The 18,885-nt window shown below is 71.8% G+C and carries 18 protein-coding genes; 11 read left to right on the top strand and 7 right to left on the bottom strand.

What is annotated here, in order from left to right; translation table 11 throughout:
* Positions 1-176: 176 nt before the first annotated feature.
* Positions 177-995: an aldo/keto reductase gene (locus tag KBX21_RS18950; RefSeq protein ID WP_282104571.1), complete on the bottom strand. Its 819-nt coding sequence runs from the start codon at positions 993-995 to the stop codon at positions 177-179.
* Between the two features lie 149 nt (positions 996-1,144).
* Here KBX21_RS18950 and KBX21_RS18945 point away from each other — a divergent pair, with 149 nt between their 5' ends.
* On the top strand, positions 1,145-2,110 hold the full coding sequence (locus tag KBX21_RS18945; protein ID WP_374225734.1) for a LysR family transcriptional regulator: 966 nt from the start codon (positions 1,145-1,147) through the stop codon (positions 2,108-2,110).
* Between the two features lie 71 nt (positions 2,111-2,181).
* Positions 2,182-3,006, top strand: a complete 825-nt coding sequence (locus KBX21_RS18940) for a TIGR03619 family F420-dependent LLM class oxidoreductase (RefSeq protein ID WP_049578485.1) — start codon at positions 2,182-2,184, stop codon at positions 3,004-3,006.
* A 2-nt stretch (positions 3,007-3,008) separates the two neighbouring features.
* Here KBX21_RS18940 and KBX21_RS18935 read toward each other — a convergent pair whose 3' ends face one another.
* Positions 3,009-3,245 carry a hypothetical protein gene (locus tag KBX21_RS18935; protein WP_049578483.1) on the bottom strand — a complete coding sequence of 79 codons (237 nt, stop codon included), beginning with the start codon at positions 3,243-3,245 and terminating at the stop codon, positions 3,009-3,011.
* A 109-nt stretch (positions 3,246-3,354) separates the two neighbouring features.
* Between KBX21_RS18935 and KBX21_RS18930 the strand changes: the two genes are divergently transcribed.
* Positions 3,355-3,804: a GNAT family N-acetyltransferase gene (locus KBX21_RS18930; protein ID WP_049578480.1), complete on the top strand. Its 450-nt coding sequence runs from the start codon at positions 3,355-3,357 to the stop codon at positions 3,802-3,804.
* Positions 3,805-4,061: 257 nt separating this feature from the next.
* Positions 4,062-4,895 carry an AraC family transcriptional regulator gene (locus KBX21_RS18925; RefSeq protein ID WP_307869236.1) on the top strand — a complete coding sequence of 278 codons (834 nt, stop codon included), beginning with the start codon at positions 4,062-4,064 and terminating at the stop codon, positions 4,893-4,895.
* A 3-nt stretch (positions 4,896-4,898) separates the two neighbouring features.
* Here the strand turns inward: KBX21_RS18925 and KBX21_RS18920 are convergent, their stop codons facing one another.
* A complete protein-coding gene (locus KBX21_RS18920; protein ID WP_210842718.1) occupies positions 4,899-6,404 on the bottom strand; it encodes an MFS transporter in 1,506 nt (501 codons plus the stop codon).
* Between the two features lie 99 nt (positions 6,405-6,503).
* Here KBX21_RS18920 and KBX21_RS18915 point away from each other — a divergent pair, with 99 nt between their 5' ends.
* Positions 6,504-7,184: a TetR/AcrR family transcriptional regulator gene (locus KBX21_RS18915; protein ID WP_307869235.1), complete on the top strand. Its 681-nt coding sequence runs from the start codon at positions 6,504-6,506 to the stop codon at positions 7,182-7,184.
* Between the two features lie 33 nt (positions 7,185-7,217).
* On the opposite strand, the gene KBX21_RS18910 is transcribed toward KBX21_RS18915, so the two are convergent.
* From KBX21_RS18910 to KBX21_RS18900, 3 genes are all read right to left on the bottom strand, one after another.
* Positions 7,218-9,014 carry an alkyl/aryl-sulfatase gene (locus KBX21_RS18910; RefSeq protein WP_210842716.1) on the bottom strand — a complete coding sequence of 599 codons (1,797 nt, stop codon included), beginning with the start codon at positions 9,012-9,014 and terminating at the stop codon, positions 7,218-7,220.
* Positions 9,015-9,156: 142 nt separating this feature from the next.
* Positions 9,157-9,642 (bottom strand): DUF1269 domain-containing protein, encoded by a 486-nt coding sequence (locus tag KBX21_RS18905; RefSeq protein ID WP_049578475.1) that lies wholly within the window; start codon positions 9,640-9,642, stop codon positions 9,157-9,159.
* A 144-nt stretch (positions 9,643-9,786) separates the two neighbouring features.
* The gene (locus tag KBX21_RS18900; protein ID WP_049578472.1) at positions 9,787-10,599 is read right to left on the bottom strand and encodes a class I SAM-dependent methyltransferase; all 813 of its coding nucleotides are present in this window, start codon (positions 10,597-10,599) and stop codon (positions 9,787-9,789) included.
* A 278-nt stretch (positions 10,600-10,877) separates the two neighbouring features.
* Here KBX21_RS18900 and KBX21_RS18895 point away from each other — a divergent pair, with 278 nt between their 5' ends.
* The 6 genes from KBX21_RS18895 (at position 10,878) to KBX21_RS18870 (ending at position 18,017) form a co-directional block, all read left to right on the top strand.
* Positions 10,878-11,789, top strand: coding sequence for a TauD/TfdA family dioxygenase (locus tag KBX21_RS18895; protein WP_049578500.1), 912 nt, complete (start codon positions 10,878-10,880; stop codon positions 11,787-11,789).
* 93 nt (positions 11,790-11,882) lie between these two features.
* On the top strand, positions 11,883-12,965 hold the full coding sequence (locus KBX21_RS18890; RefSeq protein ID WP_049578470.1) for an ABC transporter substrate-binding protein: 1,083 nt from the start codon (positions 11,883-11,885) through the stop codon (positions 12,963-12,965).
* Positions 12,962-13,801: an ABC transporter ATP-binding protein gene (locus tag KBX21_RS18885; RefSeq protein WP_049578468.1), complete on the top strand. Its 840-nt coding sequence runs from the start codon at positions 12,962-12,964 to the stop codon at positions 13,799-13,801. Before KBX21_RS18890 ends, KBX21_RS18885 begins: the two co-directional genes overlap by 4 nt.
* Positions 13,794-14,636 (top strand): ABC transporter permease, encoded by an 843-nt coding sequence (locus KBX21_RS18880; RefSeq protein WP_049578466.1) that lies wholly within the window; start codon positions 13,794-13,796, stop codon positions 14,634-14,636. The genes KBX21_RS18885 and KBX21_RS18880 overlap by 8 nt, the downstream gene beginning before the upstream one ends.
* A gap of 523 nt (positions 14,637-15,159) precedes the next feature.
* Positions 15,160-15,789, top strand: coding sequence for a TetR/AcrR family transcriptional regulator (locus tag KBX21_RS18875; RefSeq protein ID WP_210842715.1), 630 nt, complete (start codon positions 15,160-15,162; stop codon positions 15,787-15,789).
* Positions 15,786-18,017 (top strand): glycoside hydrolase family 3 C-terminal domain-containing protein, encoded by a 2,232-nt coding sequence (locus tag KBX21_RS18870; RefSeq protein WP_210842714.1) that lies wholly within the window; start codon positions 15,786-15,788, stop codon positions 18,015-18,017. Before KBX21_RS18875 ends, KBX21_RS18870 begins: the two co-directional genes overlap by 4 nt.
* Here the strand turns inward: KBX21_RS18870 and KBX21_RS18865 are convergent.
* On the bottom strand, positions 18,007-18,885 hold an 879-nt coding region (locus KBX21_RS18865), incomplete at its 5' end, for an ECF transporter S component (RefSeq protein WP_247665989.1). The two genes, KBX21_RS18870 and KBX21_RS18865, sit on opposite strands and share 11 nt — an antisense overlap.

The following is an 18,885-nucleotide window of genomic DNA, read 5'->3' as shown; positions in this document are numbered from 1 at the left end:
GTTTGGTTCGGACCCGGTGTGGTTCCGGAGGTCCGGGGCCGATGATCCTCCGCGCTGCTGAACCGGTCATCCGATGGCTTACCCAAGGGGTGATCCGACGACGCGGGCCCGCCGAGCGGTGCTCGGCGGGCCCGTGGGCGGCGACCGTGACGAGGAACACGGCCGGACGTCAGGCGCTAGTTGACGTGGTCGGGGTCCGGCCCGATCCGGCCGTCGCGGTCCAGCGAGCCGATCCGGTTCATCTCCTCGGCCGTGAGCTCGAAGTCGAACACGTCGAAGTTCTCCCGGATGCGTGCCGGGGTCACGGACTTGGGGATGACGACGTTGCCGAGCTGGAGGTGCCAGCGCAGCGCGACCTGGGCGGCGGTCTTGCCGTGCGCGGCACCGAGCTCGACCAGGACGGGGTCGTCCAACAGCCCCTTGCCCTGCCCCAGGGGGCTCCAGGCCTCGGTGAGCAGGCCGTGGGACGCGTTGGCCGCGCGCATCCCGGACTGCGAGAAGTAGGGGTGCAGCTCGATCTGGTTGATCGCGGGCACGACCTCCGCCTCGCCCACCAGACGCTCCAGGGTCGCCGCCGTGAAGTTGGACACGCCGATCGCCCGGGCACGGCCCTCGGCGTGCACGCGCTCCAGCGCCTTCCAGGTCTCCACGTAGTTGTCGTGGGCCGGGGTGGGCCAGTGGATCAGGTACAGGTCGACGTAGTCGGTGCCCAGACGCTCCAGGCTGGCGTCGAAGGCCCTCAGGGCCCTGTCGTGGCCCTGGTCGTCGTTCCACAGCTTCGTGGTGAGGAAGATGTCCTCGCGGGCCACGCCGGACTCGGCGATGGCGCGGCCGGTGCCCTTCTCGTTGTCGTAGATCCGGGCGGTGTCGATGCTGCGGTATCCGGCCTCGATGGCGGTCGAGACGGACCGGTGGGCCTCGTCGTCGGGGACCTGCCAGACACCGAATCCGAGCTGCGGCATGGTGAGGCCGTTGTTCAGCGTGACGTACTGCAAAAGGGGAGGCCTTTCGACTGTGGGGTGCGGGTCGCGGGTCGGGGCGGCGCCACGGGCGAACCCCCGCGCAGGTGGGGCCGGTGTTCGACCGGCCCACGGGACCCGAGGGTAGACCCGGGTGGCATACGGCGACCAATAGAATTCATCGGATGAGCAATAGGACTTCCAATGGTTGGCCCCCGCCCGGGATGCTTCCCCGCACCGAAGGTCCGCTGGACCTCCAGTTGCTCCGCACCTTCCTGGCCGTGCACCGCTCGGGGTCGTTCACGGCCGCGGCCCAGCTGCTGCGCCTGTCACAGCCGACGGTGACCACCCAGATACGGTCCCTGGAGCGGCGTCTGGGCCACGCGTTGTTCGAGCGTCTGCCGCGCGGTGTGGCTCCGACCCCGGACGCCAACGATCTCGCCGTCCGCGTCGCGGGACCGCTCGACGCACTGGAGACGGTGGCGTTCGGGGACGGCGCCGAACCCGGCTCGGTGCAGACGGCGCCCCTGCGGTTGGCGGGCCCCGCCGAACTTCTCGGTGAACGCGTTCTGCCCCTGCTGTCGCCCCTGGTCTCCGAGGGCCGTCTGCGGTTACGTGTGAGCACCGGACTCGCCGACGACCTGTTGGAGGAGCTGCGGGCCGGGCGGCACGACCTGGTGCTGTCCACCATCCGACCCCGGGGCCGGTCCCTCCTCACCGAACCGCTCATGGACGAGGAGTTCGTGCTGGTCGCCGCGCCCGTGTGGGCGGAGAGGATCGGGCTCTCCAGGGTGCGGCGCCAGGGCTGCGCGGCCCTGTGCGAGGTCCCCCTGGTCACCTACGCGGACGACCTGCCCATCGCCCGTCGGTACTGGCGACACGTGTTCGGCGCGCGGTTGACCCGCTCCGCCGAACTCACCGTCCCCGACCTTCGCTCGGTGACCGCCGCCGTGGCGCACGGGGCGGGCATGACCGTGCTGCCGCGCTACCTGTGCGAGCGGGAGCTGCTGGACGGGAGCCTGGTGGCGCTGCTGGAACCGGAGGACCCGCCGTTCAACACGGTGTACCTGGCCCGCCGCCCCGGAGCGACCGACAACCCCCACCTGGATCTGGTCCGCTCCCGGCTGACCGTCGCCGCCCGCGCCTGGTGATTCGGCCGACCCCGAGGGGCGGTTTCCCAAGCCCGGCCCCCGCGAGGACCCGGCGGGGATACGGTCGCCGCATGAGCGAGCCGAACCAACCCCGCCTCCAGGTGGTCCTGCCCAACGAATCACCGGGAACGCCCCCGCGGGCCCTGGTGGACCTGGGCGTTCGCGCCGAAAAGCTCGGCGCCCACACCGTGTGGCTGCCCGACCACCTCCTGCCCCCCGAGCCCTACGGCACCGCCTTCGGGGGCGTGTACGAACCCCTCGTCACCCTGGCGTACCTGGCGGCCCGCACGGAACGGGTCCGGTTGGGCACGTCCGTCCTCGTGCTGCCGATGCGCGACCCCTTCGTACTGGCCAAACAGGTGGCCACCCTGGACCGGCTGTCAGGGGGCCGGTTCACGCTCGGTGTGGGCGTGGGGTGGTCGCGCGAGGAGTTCGACTCGATCGGGTCGGACTTCGCCACCCGGGGCGCGCGGACGGACGAGACCCTTGCGCTGCTGCGGCACCTGTTCGAGGGTGAGGGGCCCTTCCACGGCCGCTTCCACGGCTACGAGCACGGCGTGTTCGCGCCGCGTCCGTCGCGGCGGATACGGGTGATGGTCGGCGGGGGCTCGGAGCCCGCGCTGCGCCGAGCGGCCGCGTGGGCGGACGAGTGGCAGGGGGTCGACCCGGACCCGGAGGTCCTCCGTGCGGCTCGCGCCCGGCTGAGGCAGCTCACCAGCCGCCCCGTGGGCACCGGGGTGCGGATGGCATGGACAGGGGGCGAGGAGGCCTTCGCACGCGCGGTCACGCGGTTCCGTGAGCTGGCGGCGTCGGGCGCGGACTCCGTCGCGGTGTGGTTCGGCGAGGTGGAGGGGTTCGAGGAGCGCATGGTGCGGTTCGTGGCCGCGCTGCGCTGACCCTAGCCGCGGTCGCCGAGCAGGCCGCGGCCGCCGTACTTCTTGTGGATGGCCTGCTTCGACACCCCGAGGACCTCGGCGATCCGCGCCCAGGTGGCGCCGTCGTTCCTCGCACGGCGCACGAGGACCGCCTCGGCACGCTCGGTCTCGCCCCTCAGACGCACCACGGCGTCGAGTCCCACCAGGGGGTCGTCGCCGTCCATGGCGCGGGCCAGAGCGCTGAGGTGTTCGGTGTCCATGGGACGACTGTAGTTGCCCGCTCCCGGGATCGGGAGAGTCCACGACCAACCGGGGGGAACCGGTTCAAGCCTCTGTGCCGCGCGGAAAGGGGTCGCTAGGTTGGAGCCCATGCTCACCATCGAACGCGCCCTGAAGACCGACGTGGAGGCGATCGTCGCCCTGCTCGCGGACGACCCCCTGGGGGCCCGCCGGGAGACCCCCGACGACCTGTCCCGCTACCTGGAGGCCTTCGAGGTCATCGACGCGGATCCCCACCAGTATCTGGCGGTGGCACGCCGCAACGGCCGGGTCGTCGGCACCCTCCAGCTCACCGTGGTCCCGGGCCTGTCGCGGCAGGGTGCCACCCGCGCCCAGATCGAGGCGGTCCGGGTGCACACCGACGAACGCGGCGGCGGCCTGGGATCCACCCTGCTGGAGTGGGCCGAACGCGAGGCCCGGGGACGCGGCTGCGTGATGTTGCAGCTGACCTCGGACGCCAAGAGGCAGGACGCCCACCGCTTCTACCAGCGCCTCGGATACGAGCCCAGCCACATCGGCTTCAAGAAGAGACTGGTCTGAGCCCTACCGCTGGGACGGCGGGGTCCGCGCCCCCGGGCGGCCCATCCGGGAGGGCGGGTTCGTCCGCGCGGACCCGCCCCGGGGCTCGCGGGCCCGGCGTCCCGGGCTGTCATGGCCCATGGCCGTGGACCCGTGACCGGATCGGTCCGGTGGTGCGCGCGACCGTGCCTGTTCCGCCCCCTGGGCAGCTGCGAGGGCTCGGGGATGAGCGCAGAGATTCGCACCGGCGCGGCGTTGCCGATCGTCGTCCGGCGCAGGTGTTCTCCACCCTGGCCGGGCTCAGCCGACCGGTGCAGCTCCACCATGTCGCCGAGCGGCCCGACGTCCCCACCTCCCAGGGGGTCGGGCTGCGGGCGCGGGTCGGCTGGCCCCGGCTCGGCCCGGACGACCTGGTGCTCGTGCCCGGATGGCGGACCTCCGATCCCCCGCCGCTGGCCACTCCGGCGCAGGTCGAGGCGCTGACCTCCCACCACGAACATGGCGGCACGGTGGCGAGTGTGTGCTCGGGGGCGTTCGTCCTCGGGACGGCCGGTCTGCTGGACGGCCGCCGGTGCACCACCCACCACTCCCTCCAGAAACGCCTGGCCCAGCGCCATCCGCGAGCCCGGGTCGTGCCGGACGTGCTGTACGTGTCCGATGACCGGGTGGTGGCCTCGGCGGGGATCGCCAGCGGCATCGACCTCGCACTGCACCTGGTCGCTCGGTGGCACGGACCGTCCGTGGCGGCCTCCGTGGCCCGGGAGATGGTGGTCTGCGCCCGCCGCAACGGCGACGAGCCCCAGGCCAGCGTGGTGCTGAGGTTCCGGAACCACGCGGTGGACCTGGTGCACCGGAAGCAGGACACCATCGACGCCCGGTTCGCCGACCTCCTGTCCCTGGCCGCGCTGGCCGCCTCGCCCGGGGTCAGCGATCGCACTCTCACCCGGGCGTTCACCGAGGCCACCGGGCTGGCCCCGCTGCGGTACCAGCAGCGCCTGCGGCTGGGACGCGCCGAGCTGCTGGTGGGTGAGGGGGCGACGACGGAGGCGGCCGCACAGGCCGTGGGGTTCCAGGACGCCCGCATGCTCCGCCGTCTGCGCGCCCGCCCGTGAACGTCACTCCCGTCGCAGGAGGACAAGAAGCCCCAGAGCCAAGGCGAGCAACAGTCCGAACCCGACCGCCCCGGTCGCAGCCATCCCCGACACGAACGCCTCACGGGCCGCCGTGGTGAGGTCCCGCGCGGCGTGCGGGAGGTGTTCCGCCAGGGCCAGGGCGGCGCCGAGGCTGGATCCGATCGCCTCCACCCCTTCGCCGGGGATGTCGTCGGGGAGCCCTCGCCCGACGGCGGAACGATAGACCACCGCGCTGACCGTGCCCAGGACGGCGATCCCCAACGCGGCACCGAACTCGTTGGCCGTCTCCGAGACCGCCGACGCCGCGCCCGCGCGGTCCGGGTTGACCGCCGCGACCACAACGTCCACCGCCAGCGCGATCACCGGTCCGACTCCCAGGCCGACCAGCGCGGAACCCAGCAGGACCCACCAGGTGGGCGGGCCGGTGGGGGTCAGCGCGAGCAGCAGCATGCCCCCGGCCGCGACCATGGAGCCCGCCACGAACACGGTCCGGTGACCCCACCTGCGGGCGGCCCCGGCTGAGAGGGCGGAGTTCACCGCCACCGCCGCCAGGACGGGCAGCAGCAGGAGCGCGGCGCGCAGCGGCGAGTAACCCTGGACCAGCTGGAGGAACTGGGCGGTGTGGAGCATCATGCCGACCAGGGAGAACATCATGAGGGCACCGGCGAGCACCGCGCCGGTGAAGCGCGGGTTGGCGAACAGGTCCACGTCCATGAGCGGGGCGGTGAGCCGCCGCTGGCGCCGGACGAACAGCGCCCCGGCGAGCAGCCCCGCCAACAGTGCGATGCCGCAGGCCGGGGTCACGGTGAGCTCCTCGGCGGCCGTCTTGACCGCCCAGACCATGGGAAGGACGGCGGAGAAGGAGAGCAGGACGCTCGGCGGGTCGAGGGGCGCGGGGCGCTCGGCTCTGTACTCGGGCAGTACCAGGGCGCCCGCCGCCATGAGGGCGACGACGACCGGGACGTTGATCAGGAAGACCGATCCCCAGTCAAAGAACTCCAGCAGTCCGCCTCCGACGATCGGCCCCAGCGCCGCTCCCCCGGCGAAGCCCGCAGTCCACAGCCCGACGGCCCGGGTGCGTTCGTCCGGGTCGGTGAAGACGTCGCGGATCAGCGCGAGCGTCGAAGGCATGAGGGTGGCGCCGCCGACGCCCATGAGGGCCCGGGACAGGATCAGCGCCTCGGGGGTGGTCGAGAGGGCTGCCGCGAACGACGCCGCCCCGAAGAGCCCGGAGCCGAGGAGCAGGAGGCGCCGCCGTCCGATCCGGTCGCCGACGTTGCCCGCGGTGATGAGGAGTCCGGCGAGCAGGAATCCGTAGGCGTCGAGGATCCACAGGGTCTGGCCGGTGGTGGGGGCCAGGTCCGCGGTGATGGCGGGGACGGCCATGTACAGGATGGAGATGTCCATCGAGGTGAGCAGGACGGGGACGACGAGGACCGCCAGGGCGAGCCATCGTCGGGGGTGGGTACGGCTGGTCGGCGTTGTCATGACGTTCCCGACTGGTCGAGTGAGTACGGTGTACGCACCTGGTGGGTACACCGTACGCAAGTGTTAGCGTGACCGCAACGGCGAACCGGGTGGGTGAGTGTGGCGGGACAGGCTCTGAGCAGGGAACGCATCGTCGAGGTCGCGATCGAACTCGCCGACGCCGAGGGACTGGACTCCGTGTCCATGCGCCGTGTCGCCAAGCAGCTCGGCGCGGGGACGATGTCGCTCTACCGGCACGTCTCCGACAAGGAGGAGCTACTCCGGGAGATGATCGACTCCCTGCACTCACGCCACGCCTACCCCGACCCAGGCGACCTGGACTGGCGTGGGCGCATGCGCCTGCTCGCCCGGCACGACTGGCGGATGTACACGGCGCATCCGTGGCTGCTCACCGCCACCGCGACCCTGGCACCGCCCGCCGGACCGCACATGCTCGCCTCGATGGAGTGGGCTCTGGGCGCCCTGGAGCCCCTGCGACTCACACCGGGTCAGGCCGGTCGCGCCATCATGACGGTCACGCACTACCTCCAGGGCAGCGCCCGCCTGGCCCTCGCCGACCCGGCGGGCGGGAGCGGCGCACGAGAATCGCCCGGGGACGGACCCGGGGAGGCCTGGCGCGGGAGGCTCGGCGGCGACGACCTGTCCGCGTTCCCCAGGGTGGCGGCGCTGGTCGCCTCGGCCCCCGACGACGGGGCCACCAGGGGCGACGACTGGGTCATGACCGGACTGGAGATGGTCCTGGACGGGATCGCGGCCCAGTCCGGCCGGGCCCCGGCCTGAGCCAGGGGCCCCGGCCCGGCACGCAGGCCCTCCTCACGGGGTGACGATGTCGAAAGTGGGGTCCGGCCGGTCCAGCAGTCCCATCAGCCGGTCCAACAGCTCCCCGTCCCCCGCGAACGCCATGCCCTCGGTCCCCTTGCCCGCGAGCAGCCGCAGCAGGCGGAACTTGTTCAGGGTCACCGTGAGCCCGGGCTCCCCGCGGCGCGGCTTCTCCCTCGTGGTCAGGGCCCCGTTGGAGAGCGTCGTCCGGAAGGTGGTGTCCAGGTCGGTGAACACCCAGTCGATCACGAAGTGCTCCTCCCACGCCCGGGGGCCGTTGACGCGGATCGCCACCGACTCGAAGAGCTGGTCCAGCGACAGCGCCGCCGCCATGCCCGTGCCCAGGTTCGACGGCAGTTCCGGCTTTCCCCGCCGCAGCTCGGCGGCGCCCTGGAGGTAGAAGTTGCGCCAGGTGCCGTTCTCCGCGCCGAACCCCAGCCGCTCGTACACCCCGGCGAGGGCGGCACGCGCCCGGGCGTGCTCCGGTTCCGCGAACACGGCGTGGTTGAGCAGCGTGGCGGCGAACCGCAGGTCGCCCCGGTCCCGGTACTCGTCCGCTCGGAGGACCACCTCGTCCACACCGCCCATGCAGTCCACGTAGCGGCGCGCGGCCTCCTCGGGCGGGTGTTCCCACAGGTGGGCGGGGTTGCCGTCGAACCAGCCCATGTAGCGCTGGTAGATCGCCTTGACGTTGTGGCTGACCGACCCGTAGTAGCCGCGGGTGTGCCACTCCCGTTCCAGCCCGGGCGGCATCCGGAGGTGCTCGGCGATCTCCGCGCCGACGTAGCCCTGGTTCATCAGGCGCAGGGTCTGGTCGTGCAGGTAGGCGTACAGGTCCCGTTGCTGGCTCAGGAGCGCCACCAGGTTCTCCGTGCCCCAGGTGGGCCAGTGGTGGGAGGCGAACAGGACGTCCGACTCGTGCGCGAAGATCTCCACGGACTCGTCCAGGTAGCGCGACCACACCCGGGCGTCCCTCACGGGCGCCCCGCGCAGGGTGAGGATGTTGTGCAGGTTGTGGGTGACGTTCTCCGCCATGCACAGGGCGCGGTGGTCGGGGAAGTAGAAGTTCATCTCCGTGGGCGCCTCGGTTCCTGGCGTCATCTGGAAGACGATCCGCACCCCGTCCACCACCTCCTCCTGGCCGGTTCGGGTGATCTCCCGGTTGGGCGCGATGAGGGTCACGGTGCCGACCGACCTGGTCTGGCCCAGCCCCACCCCGATCTGGCCCCGAGGCCCGGCCTCCAGGTGGGAGCCCGTGTGGTAGAGGCTGCGGCGGGCCATCGCGGGCCCCGCGTGGACGTTCTCCGCCACCGCGTGCTCCAGGAACCCGGCCGGGGCGAGGATCGGCACGGTGCCGTCCGTGACCCCGCCGACCCCGCCGAAGTGGTCCACGTGCGAGTGCGAGTAGATGACCCCGCTGACCGGTCGGTTCCCCCGGTGCTCCCGGTACAGCTCCAGTCCCGCGCGCGCCGGTTCGGCGGAGATGAGGGGGTCGATGACCAGGACGCCCTGGTCACCCTCCACGAGGGTCATGTTCGACAGGTCCAGGCCCCTGATCTGGTAGATGCCTTCGGTGACCTCGAACAACCCCTGTTTGGCGCACAGCTGGGACTGTCGCCACAGGCTCGGGTTGGCTGTGTCCGGGCACTCCGCGTCGAGGAAGCCGTACGCGTCGGCGTCCCACACCACGCGCCCGTCCCCGTCCCTGATCTGGCCGGGTTCGAGCCGGGCGACCAGTCCGCGCTCGGCGTTGGCGAAGTCGGTGTCGTCGTCGGGTCCGTGACCGGTCATCGCTGCTCCTCGTCGTACGGACGCGGTTCGTCCGGCCGGGTGCGGCCCGTTGTGCCCCAACCGGAGGGAGCCGCCGGTGCGAGTGGCCCGCGTCGGCGGCGTGGGAGGGCCCGGCGTCCCGTGTTCGGGTCCGGCCCGGTTCCTACTGGGCCTGGAGGGCCTCGACGAGTTCCCTCTCGTTGTCCTTGGACAGGTTCGTCTGGATGACGGCGGGGTCCAGCGGGCGGAAGGCGTCGACGACGCGGTCGGTGGTGGCGTCCGCGGCGAGGAGGAAGACGGCGGCCCGGCCCTGCTTGAGCTGGGCACCGATGTCCTTGATCACGTCGTCGTCGATGCCGACGTCGCTCAGCCTGCCCGCGATGGCGCCCGCGCCCGCGCCGACGGCCAGGCCGAGCAGCGGGTTGAGGAAGAGGAGGCCGATGAGCGTTCCCCACAGGGCGCCGCCCGCCGCACCGTGGCCGGTGAGGTTGACGGTCTGGTGGATGCGGGGACGGCCCCTGCCGTCCTTGTAGGCGTACGCGGCGTCCTCCAACCGGAGGAGTTCCTGTTTGTTCAGGTCGGAGGCGATGTCGAGCGCCTTCTCGGCGGTGTCGCGGTCGGCCACCCCGAGTACGATCAGCTGCGCCATGGGTGCTGGTTCCCCCGTCGTCGTTGCCCGGCCCGCTGAGCGGGCCCGATCTGCGGGAGCGTTCCCCGGGGCGTCTCTGGCCAAGGCCAGCGGAAGGGAGTGATCCCGTAAACCCCGGGAAGGCGGGCAGCAGGGGCGTCCCGCTCACACTCGGCGGGCCACCACCAGCTGGGTGGTGTAGGGGATCACGACCCGGCCGTCGGGGAAGTGGCGGTCGGCGACGGCCCTGATCTCGGCTCGGGTGCGTTCCTCACCGAGTTCGCGCGCGGCGGCGGCCATTCTGCTGGAGGACAGCGCCATACCCAGGTACTCGTCGCTGGTGAGCACCCGGGTCCAGTGGTGGGTGTGCTCGGTGGCCCCGGCGAGTCCGCGAACCTCGGACATCTCTCCGACCAGGTCGAACTGGCGGTAGCGGCGGTCGTAACCGGGGCTGTACCTCTCCAGCAGGGCCTCGTGGTCGTCGACGAACGCGCTTCCGGTGTAGTCGCGGTTGTTGTTGAGTACCGCCAGGGTGCCGCCCGGAGCGAGGAGTCGGGCGGACTCGGCGAAGAAGGCGGGGCGGTCGAACCAGTGCACGGCCTGGGCGGTGAGAACCAGCACGGCGGATCCGTCCGGGAAGGGGACGTCCTCGGCGCGGGCGTTGACGTACTCGACCCCGCCGCCCTCCGCCTCCGCGGCACCGAACATGTCGCGGCCGGGTTCGACACCGACCACGCGGGGCCGGGGACCGACGAGGGAGCGCAGGGCTCGGGTGGAGATACCGGTCCCGGAGCCGACGTCGAGCAGGAGCCAGGGGCTGGGCCAGGCGTCGGTGGCCCCAGCGCGCAGGTGCTCGCCCAGGGTGTCGAGGATCGGTGCCGGGTAGTCGGGGCGGAAGGCCTGATAGTTCTCGGTGAGCCCGGTGAAGGACTGGGTCGGGTCCGCGCCGGTCCGGTCCCGCTTCTGGTGGTCGCTCATCGGTGGCCCTCTCTTCGGGGGTCTGGGGATCGGTCCGACCGTAGCGGAGCCGCCGGCCACGGGGGCGGCCAGCATGACGTTTCGGTGTCCGGTGTGAACGGCGTTTGAACGACCTCCAACCCCTCTGACCTCCCCATCTGCCTATTCATGGTTTTCCTACTTATTTGGTTGACTTTGATCGTGTGAGGGCCCTACCTTCAAGTCACCCGCCGCGAACGGACCGCGACCGAACGCGTGAGGTGACCGCCGCGCACCCGCTGCCAGAACGGAGCACCAACGTGACCACCACCACGGACCTGAGCGTCCGACGCGTCGCCGGACGGATCGGAGCCGAGATCTCCGGCGTGGAGATCGGCCCCGACCTCGACGAGGCCACCGTCGCGCGGGTCCGCGAGACCCTGCTCGCGCACAAGGTGATCTTCTTTCGCGACCAGCACCACCTGACGGACGAGACCCAGGCCGGATTCGCCTCCCTCCTCGGCCCGCTCACCACACCGCACCCCACCACCGGCCGGGTGTTCGGTCAGGAGCACCACGTCCTGCCCATCGACTCCGAGCGCGGCAAGGCCAACAGCTGGCACACCGACGTCACCTTCGTCGACCGGCCCCCGCAGGCCAGCGTGCTGCGCGCGATCCGCCTGCCCCCGTACGGCGGGGACACCACCTGGGCCAACACCGCCACCGCCTACCAGGACCTCCCGGAGCCGCTCAGGGCGCTCGCGGACGGCCTGCGCGCGGTGCACACCAACGACTACGACTACGCGGCCTCCACTCCCAGGACCGAGGTGAACGGTGAGCTGAGGAAGTACCGCGAGGAGTTCGTCTCGACGCTGTACCGGACCGAGCACCCAGTGGTGCGCGTCCACCCGGAGACCGGTGAGCGGGCCCTGTTCCTCGGTCACTTCGCCCAGCACTTCTCCGGTCTGAGCAGCCGGGACTTCACCGCTCTGTTCGAACTCCTCCAGCAGCGGGTCACCCGCCCGGAGAACACCGTGCGGTGGAGCTGGCGCGAGGGGGACGTGGCTGTGTGGGACAACCGCGCCACCCAGCACTACGCGGTGGCCGACTACGACGACCAGGCCCGCCGCCTGCACCGGATCACCGTGGGCGGCGACGTCCCGAAGGGTGTCGACGGCAGCCCCAGCCGCTCATTGGTGGGCGACTCCAGCGAGTACACCCCGGCGCTCTGACCCCCGGGCCCCGGCGGGCCCGCCCCACCGCAGCACACCCCCACGACGACGGCGGGTCGCACGCGTGCGGCCCGCCGTTCTCCGGAGGCACACATGCACACACGACGCGACATTCTGCGCTACACCGCCTCGGCCGGGGCCGTCCTGCCCCTGGCCGCCGCCTGCGGTACCCCGGACCGTTCGGCCAGCGACCCGGACGCGGCCGTCGTGCGGTACCAGGGGACCGCCGGCTCGGTGGTCTTCCCCGAGCTGGCCGCCGACCTCGGTTACCTGGACGGCATCGAGCTCGAGTGGATCGGCGACACCACCAGCGGGCCCCAGGACATCCAGGCCGTGGCAACCGGCGACACCGACGTCGGCGGGGCCTTCAACGGGGCGATCGCCAAGCTGGTCGCAGCCGGGTCCCCGATCACCTCCGTCGTGTCCTACTACGGGTCCGACGAGGAGGCGTTCAGCGGTTACTACGTCCTGGAGGACAGCGACATCACCCGGGCCGAGGACCTCGTCGGCCGGAGGGTCGCGATGAACACCCTGGGCGCCCACCACGAGTTCGTGGTCCGCGAGTGGCTGGCGCGGGAGGGGTTGGCAGAGGACGAGATCGCCCGGGTGGAGCTCACGGTCGTGCCGCCCGCCAACACCGAGCAGTCCCTGCGGGCCGGGCAGGTCCACGTCGCGACGCTCGGCGGGATCCTGCGCGAGACCGCCCTGGAACGCGGCGGTATCCGCCCGCTCTTCACCGACGAGGGTCTGTACGGGACCTTCAGCTACGGGTCCCTGGTGCTGCGCGACGAGTTCGTCGAGAAGAACCCCGACGCCACCCTCACCCTGGTCAGCGGGATCGCCCGCGCCATCCGTTGGTCCCAGGTCACCCCGCGCGAGGAGGTGGTGGACCGGTTCGCGCGCATCGTCGAGGAGCGCGGCCGCAACGAGTCGGCCGAGGTCATCCAGTACTGGCGGAGCAGCGGCGTGGCCGGGCCGGGCGGGGTCATCACCGAGGAGGAGTTCGCGATCTGGCTGGAGTGGCTGGACCGCAACGGAGAGCTGCCCGAGGGCTCGGTCGAGGCCTCCGAGCTGTACACCAACGAGTTCAACCCGTTCCACAACGGCACCTTCCCCGAGGACGCGGGCCCCGACGGCGAGCCCGCGAGCGGACCGACCGAGAGCGAGGACGCATGAGCGACCACCCCAAGCTGCGGCTGGACGGGGTCCGGCGGACCTTCCCCGTCCGCGACCCGAGGGGGAGGCCGGGCCCGCCCCTGACCGCCCTGGCCGACGTCACCCTGGACGTGGCGGAGGGTGAGTTCCTCACCCTGGTCGGTCCCAGCGGCTGTGGGAAGTCCACCCTGCTCGATCTGCTGGGCGGGCTCACGAGGCCCAGCGGCGGGAGGATCCTCCTGGACGGGCGTCCCGTGGAGGGGCCCGGGCTCGACCGGGGCCTGGTGTTCCAGCAGTACGCGCTGCTGCCCTGGCGCACCGCCCAGGACAACGTGGAGTTCGGTCTGGAGGCCAAGGGGCTGGCCCGGTCCCTCCGGGCCTCGCGCGCCCGCGAGTACCTGTCCCTTGTGGGTCTGGAGGGGTTCGCGGACCGCTACCCACACGAGCTCTCCGGCGGTATGCGGCAGCGGGTGGCGATCGCCCGCAGCCTGGCCTTCGACCCCGAGGTACTGCTCATGGACGAGCCCTTCGCGGCGTTGGACGCCCAGACCAGGGAGTCCCTCCAGGACGAGTTGCGGACCATCTGGCGACGCACCGCAAAGACCGTCCTGTTCATCACGCACGGGATAGACGAGGCCGTCTACCTGGGACAACGAGTGGCCGTGATGACGTCGCGGCCGGGGCGGATCAAGAGCGTGATCGACATCGACCTGGACCGGGAGGCCAGCCGGGACCCGCGTTCGGACCCGGCCTTCGCCCGCTACCGGAACCGGGTCTGGCAGGAGCTCCACGATGAGGTGGCGCTGGCCCAGCAGTCCGAGTACGCACCCGTACCGTTGGAGGCCGACCGTGGCTGACACCCTCACCCGCACCACCGCTCCCCCGGCTCCCCCGACCGATCCGCCCACGACCCGGCCGACGCGCCCCCTGCTGGTCATCGGCTGGTCGTGGTTCAAGCGTTCGGCCGCGATCGTCGCGTTCCTGCTGCTCTGGGAGACGGCCCCCCGCGTGGGGCTCGTCGACCGGGTGTTCCTGCCGCCGCTCTCGGAAGTCCTCGTCGCCACGGCCGATCTGGCGTCGAGCGGCCAACTGTGGGCGCACGTGTCCGCGAGCCTGTCGCGCGCGCTGGCCGGGTTCGCCCTCGCCGTGGCGGTGGCGGTGCCCCTGGGTCTGCTGATCGCCTGGTACCGACCCGTGTCGGACTTCCTCATGCCGGTCCTTGAGCTGTTCCGTAACACCGCGGCCCTGGCGCTGCTCCCGGTGTTCGTGCTGATCCTGGGGATCGGCGAGGCGTCCAAGGTGGCGCTGGTGGTGTTCGCCTGCACCTTCCCGATCCTGCTCAACACCGTGACCGGCGTGCGGACTGTGGACCCGCTGCTGGTGAAGGCGGCGGTCTCGCTCGGCTTCGGGCCGCTCGCCCTGTTCCGCAAGGTGATCGTGCCCGCAGCGGTGCCGTCCATCTTCACGGGGATCCGGATGGCCGGGGCCGCGTCGATCCTGGTGCTGGTGGCCGCCGAGATGGTGGGGGCCCAGTCGGGCCTGGGCTACCTGATCAACTCCTCGCAGCTCAACTTCCAGATCCACGACATGTACGCGGGCATCCTGTCGATCGCGCTGCTGGGCGTGACCCTCAACGGCGGGCTGGTCGTCCTGGAACGCCGGTTGTCCCGCTGGCGGACGACGGCCGGTTGAGACCTGGTTCGGCCCGGTCCGGTTGTCCACAGGCGACGCATCGGAGGTGGCGCGCACGGCCCCTTTTTGGTGTTCTGGAACAGACCCCCCGTTCCGCGACACCAGGGAGGGGCCCGATGCGCTCCGTCGCCGTCCAGGACCGGCTTTCGCCGTCCACGTCCACGTTCTTCTCCTTCCGGTTGTCCTCCTTCCCGGGGTCGCCCGAGCCCCGGCCCCTCCCCCACCAGCGCAAGCGCGCCACGGGCCCGCCGTCAGGAGGGCGCACCGACCCCCCACGGTGTCCGGACACGCGACGTTCGCGGGGACGGAGGAGCAGCGTCGACGGGGATCGCACCGGCCGGAACGACACCATCATGTGTCTTGTGCCACAAATTAACCAACTGGTAGATTCTGCACCCCACACGGCGCGGCGCGGTGGGCGCGTGCCGGAGGAACGAGGGGCCCCGACCGTAGTCTCGGAGCGACCAGGGCCTTCGCCGTCAACGGTGCACCCGTGGCGCGACCAACCGCGAGGAGACCGCCAGTGGCGGACGCAGACCCCACCCGGCCGAGCAAGGGCGAGCGCACCCGACAGCGCATCATCGACTCCGCCTCGGAACTGTTCTCGCGGTCGGGCTACCGCGCGGTGTCACTGCGCGACATCGCGGCGCACGCGGGGATCACCCATGCGGGCGCACTGCACCACTTCCCCAACAAGGAAGCCATGCTCATACACGTCCTGAGCAGGCGTGACGAGGCCGACGCCCCGCTGGTCCTCGGCGAGCACCTGAGCCACCGGGAGCTCATCGACAACATCGTGCGGATCGTGGAGCGCAACACGGGCACGCCCGGTCTGGTCTCGCTCTACGTGAACCTCTCTGCCGAGGCCACCGACCCCGCGCACCCCGCCCACGAGTACTTCGTGCGCAGGTATCGCGTCCTGCGCGAACACCTCACCGCAGCCTTCGCCGGGCTCCTCGGCGACCGGTCGCACCCCTCGCCGGGGATCGCGGCCCAACAGTTCCTCGCTCTCCAGGACGGACTCCAGGTCCAGTGGCTCCTCGACCCGGACTCCGTCGACATGCGGACCGTGGTCACCACCTTCCTCAGGGACCTCGGGATCGCCGTTCCGCCCCCCACGAGCAGCACCGACCCCACGGGAGACAGGCCATGAACAACCAACCACGTCCCGACCTCGCGGCGAAGGCCTCGGCCACCTCCGGCTCCGACACCTGGCACAGCACCGCTGTGGAGGGCGTGCTGCGCCCCCTGCACCTGGCGGACGGACCGCACGGACTGCGGCACCAGCCAGAGGAGGGCGACCACCTCGGCATCGGCGGCAGCGTCCCTGCCACGTGTTTCCCGCCCGCCGTGGGCCTGGGCGCGACCTGGAACCCCGACCTCGTGCGCAGGGTCGGCGCGGCGCTGGGCGGGGAGGCCAGCGCGCAGGGCGTGGACGTGGTCCTGGGCCCGGGCATGAACATCAAGCGTTCGCCCCTGTGCGGCCGCAACTTCGAGTACGTCTCCGAGGACCCGCACGTCACGGCGCGCATCGCCGCCGCCCTGGTGGAGGGCGTCCAGTCGCAGGGGGTCGGCGCATGCGTGAAGCACTTCGCCGCCAACAACCAGGAGACCGACCGGCACCGGATCAGCGCCGAGGTGGACGACCGCACCCTGCGGGAGGTCTACCTGTCCGCCTTCGAGGAGGTCGTCCGCACCACCGCGCCCGCCATGGTGATGAGCTCCTACAACCGGCTCAACGGCGTGCACACCAGCCAGGACCCGTGGCTGCTCACCGACCTCCTGCGCGGGGAGTGGGGGTTCGAGGGCGTGGTGGTCTCCGACTGGGGCGCGGTGGTGGACCGGGTGGCCGCGGTGCGCGCGGGGCTCGACCTGGAGATGCCGCCCAGCGGGACCGACCAGGCCGTGGTGGAGGCGGTGGAACGCGGTGAGCTGGACGAGTCCGTGCTGGACACCGTGGTGGAGCGGCTGAGGCGGTTGCAGGCGCGGGTGTCCGCCGACACCTCGCGTCCGCTGGAGCACGAGGCCAACGACGCGCTGGCGCGGGAGGCCGCCCGTGAGGCGCTGGTGCTGTTGAAGAACGAGGGCGGCGTCCTGCCCCTGGCGGCGGACCGTTCGGTGGCGGTGATCGGCGAGTTCGCCCGGACGCCCCGGTACCAGGGCGGCGGCTCCTCCCGCGTGGTGCCGACCAGGGTGCACGCGGCGTTGGAGGGGTTCGAGCGCGCGCTGGCGGACGTGCGGTTCGCAGCCGGGTTCACTCTGGACGGGACCGCCGACACGGCGCTGGTGGAGGAGGCCGTGGCGGCGGCGGGCGCGGCCGACACGGCGGTGCTCTTCCTCGGGCTGCCGGAGGCCGACGAGTCCGAGGGCTATGACCGGACCACGATCAGCCTGCCCGCGGCGCAGCTGGAGCTTCTCACGAGGGTGCGCGAGGTCAGTGAGCGGGTGGTGGTCGTTCTGTCCAACGGTGGTGTGGTGTCGGTGGCCGAGTGGCGGGACCAGGCCGACGCGGTGGTGGAGGGCTGGCTCCTCGGCCAGGCGGGCGGGGCGGCCGTCGTGGACGTGCTGACCGGAGTCGTCTCCCCCTCGGGGCGGCTCACCGAGACGATCCCCGTCCGGTTGAGCGACCACGCCACCTACCTCAACTTCCCGGGCGAGCACGGTGTGGTCCGCCACGGCGAGGGGGTCTTCGTCGGCTACCGCCACTTCGACACCCTGGGCGTCCCGGTCGCCTACCCCTTCGGGCACGGCCTCACCTACACGACCTTCGCCTACTCGGAACTGGAGGTGGTCCCGGACGGTGGCGGCGCGTGGACGGTGTCGTTCACCGTGACCAACACCGGGGAACGGTCCGGTCAGGAGGTCGCCCAGCTGTACACGGGGGTCGAGCAGGACCACCCGACCCGGCCCCGGCACGAACTGCGGGGGTTCGCGAAGGTGGCGCTGGAGCCCGGTGGGAGCATCCGGGTCGCCCTCCCGCTGACCGCCCGGGACCTGTCCGTCTGGGACCCCGGGACCCAGCGCTGGTCCCTGGCGGCGGGCACCTACACCGTCGCCGTCGGGGCGTCCTCCCGGGACCTGCCGCTGAGCGGGGAGATCACGACCCAGGGTGACCGTTACGTACGCCCCCTGACCAAGCACAACACCGTGGGCGAGTGGCGCTCCCACCCCGTCGGAGGGCCGGTCATGGAGGAGATCATCTCCGGTTTCCCCGGGCTCGACGACCTCCCCCCGGAGATGCTGGAGATGGCGCGGTCCCTGCCGATCCTCACGCTGCGGACCTTCGGCCTGGGTGTCACCGAGGAGATGCTGGACCTGTTGGTGGACGACGTCGAGGCACGCAGACAGGCGGCCATCGGCCGCGGTGAGATCACCGGCTGAGGCGGGCCCACCCGGATCGCCGAGGGGCGGTGAAGGCGACCGGAGCGTCGAAGGCCGCCCTGCGCGAGGCACGGCGCAGGGCGGCGAGCACGGCCGGACCGGCGAGGAGGATGGCCACGGTGTTGGTGAGGGCCCGGCCGGTGTCCCAGTTCCATGTGGAGGTGTAGAGCGTGAACACCGTGAAGCGCTGGAGGTTCTCCAGGACCGGGGCGCCCGCCACGAACGACAGCTGCGTGTCCACACCGGCGGTGAACGGCCAGAACCACATGTTCATGACGAAGCCGAAGGCGTACGCGGCGAGGACCCCGTAACCCACCAGCATCCAGATCTCCGCCCGCCCGGTGACTCCGCGCGGCAGCAGTCCGGCTCCCAGGCCGATCCAGGCGGAGGAGATCATCTGGAACGGCAGCCACGGCCCCACACCGGCGGTGAGCAGCGCCGAGGCGAACAACGAGATCCCGCCGAGGAGGAACCCGAAGCCCGGCCCGAAGACCCGGCCCGCCAGCACGAGCAGGAAGAACACCGTCTCGATGCCCATCATCCCGGCGCCGAGCGGACGCAGCCCGGCGTTGAGTGCCGCGAGGACCCCGAGCAGGGCAAGGGCCTTGGTGTCCATCCCCCCGGAGGTCATCTCGGCGGCGACCACGGCGAGCAGCACCGGCATGGCGACGACGAAGATGAGCGGAGCGTCCGCGCTGTGCGCCATGGCTTCCGGCCGCGGCGCCGCGAACAGCGGCCAGAAGAACATGGCCAGTCCGGCGGCGCTCGCCAGGGCGAGGACCACCGCGGTGCGGCCGCTGACCCGGACCGCAGAGACCCGGTGCCCGGGTGTGGGTACCGGTGCGGGTTGTGGGGGTGGGGGTGGGGG

It is taken from the genome of Nocardiopsis sp. B62, from assembly GCF_018070675.1.
GTDB lineage: Bacteria > Actinomycetota > Actinomycetes > Streptosporangiales > Streptosporangiaceae > Nocardiopsis > Nocardiopsis prasina.
The sequence above is the reverse complement of the archived record's forward strand: the minus strand, read 5'-3'. Positions and strand labels throughout refer to the sequence as shown.

Bases quoted from the DNA above. Each gene is read 5' to 3' on its own strand.
- KBX21_RS18940 (WP_049578485.1), top strand. From the start codon at position 2,182: ATGAGCGAGCCGAACCAACCCCGCCTCCAGGTGGTCCTGCCCAACGAA.
- KBX21_RS18935 (WP_049578483.1), bottom strand. From the start codon at position 3,245: ATGGACACCGAACACCTCAGCGCTCTGGCCCGCGCCATGGACGGCGAC.
- KBX21_RS18905 (WP_049578475.1), bottom strand. From the start codon at position 9,642: ATGGCGCAGCTGATCGTACTCGGGGTGGCCGACCGCGACACCGCCGAG.
- KBX21_RS18910 (WP_210842716.1), bottom strand. From the start codon at position 9,014: ATGACCGGTCACGGACCCGACGACGACACCGACTTCGCCAACGCCGAG.
- KBX21_RS18930 (WP_049578480.1), top strand. From the start codon at position 3,355: ATGCTCACCATCGAACGCGCCCTGAAGACCGACGTGGAGGCGATCGTC.
- KBX21_RS18890 (WP_049578470.1), top strand. From the start codon at position 11,883: ATGCACACACGACGCGACATTCTGCGCTACACCGCCTCGGCCGGGGCC.
- KBX21_RS18920 (WP_210842718.1), bottom strand. From the start codon at position 6,404: ATGACAACGCCGACCAGCCGTACCCACCCCCGACGATGGCTCGCCCTG.
- KBX21_RS18885 (WP_049578468.1), top strand. From the start codon at position 12,962: ATGAGCGACCACCCCAAGCTGCGGCTGGACGGGGTCCGGCGGACCTTC.
- KBX21_RS18870 (WP_210842714.1), top strand. From the start codon at position 15,786: ATGAACAACCAACCACGTCCCGACCTCGCGGCGAAGGCCTCGGCCACC.
- KBX21_RS18945 (WP_374225734.1), top strand. From the start codon at position 1,145: ATGAGCAATAGGACTTCCAATGGTTGGCCCCCGCCCGGGATGCTTCCC.
- KBX21_RS18900 (WP_049578472.1), bottom strand. From the start codon at position 10,599: ATGAGCGACCACCAGAAGCGGGACCGGACCGGCGCGGACCCGACCCAG.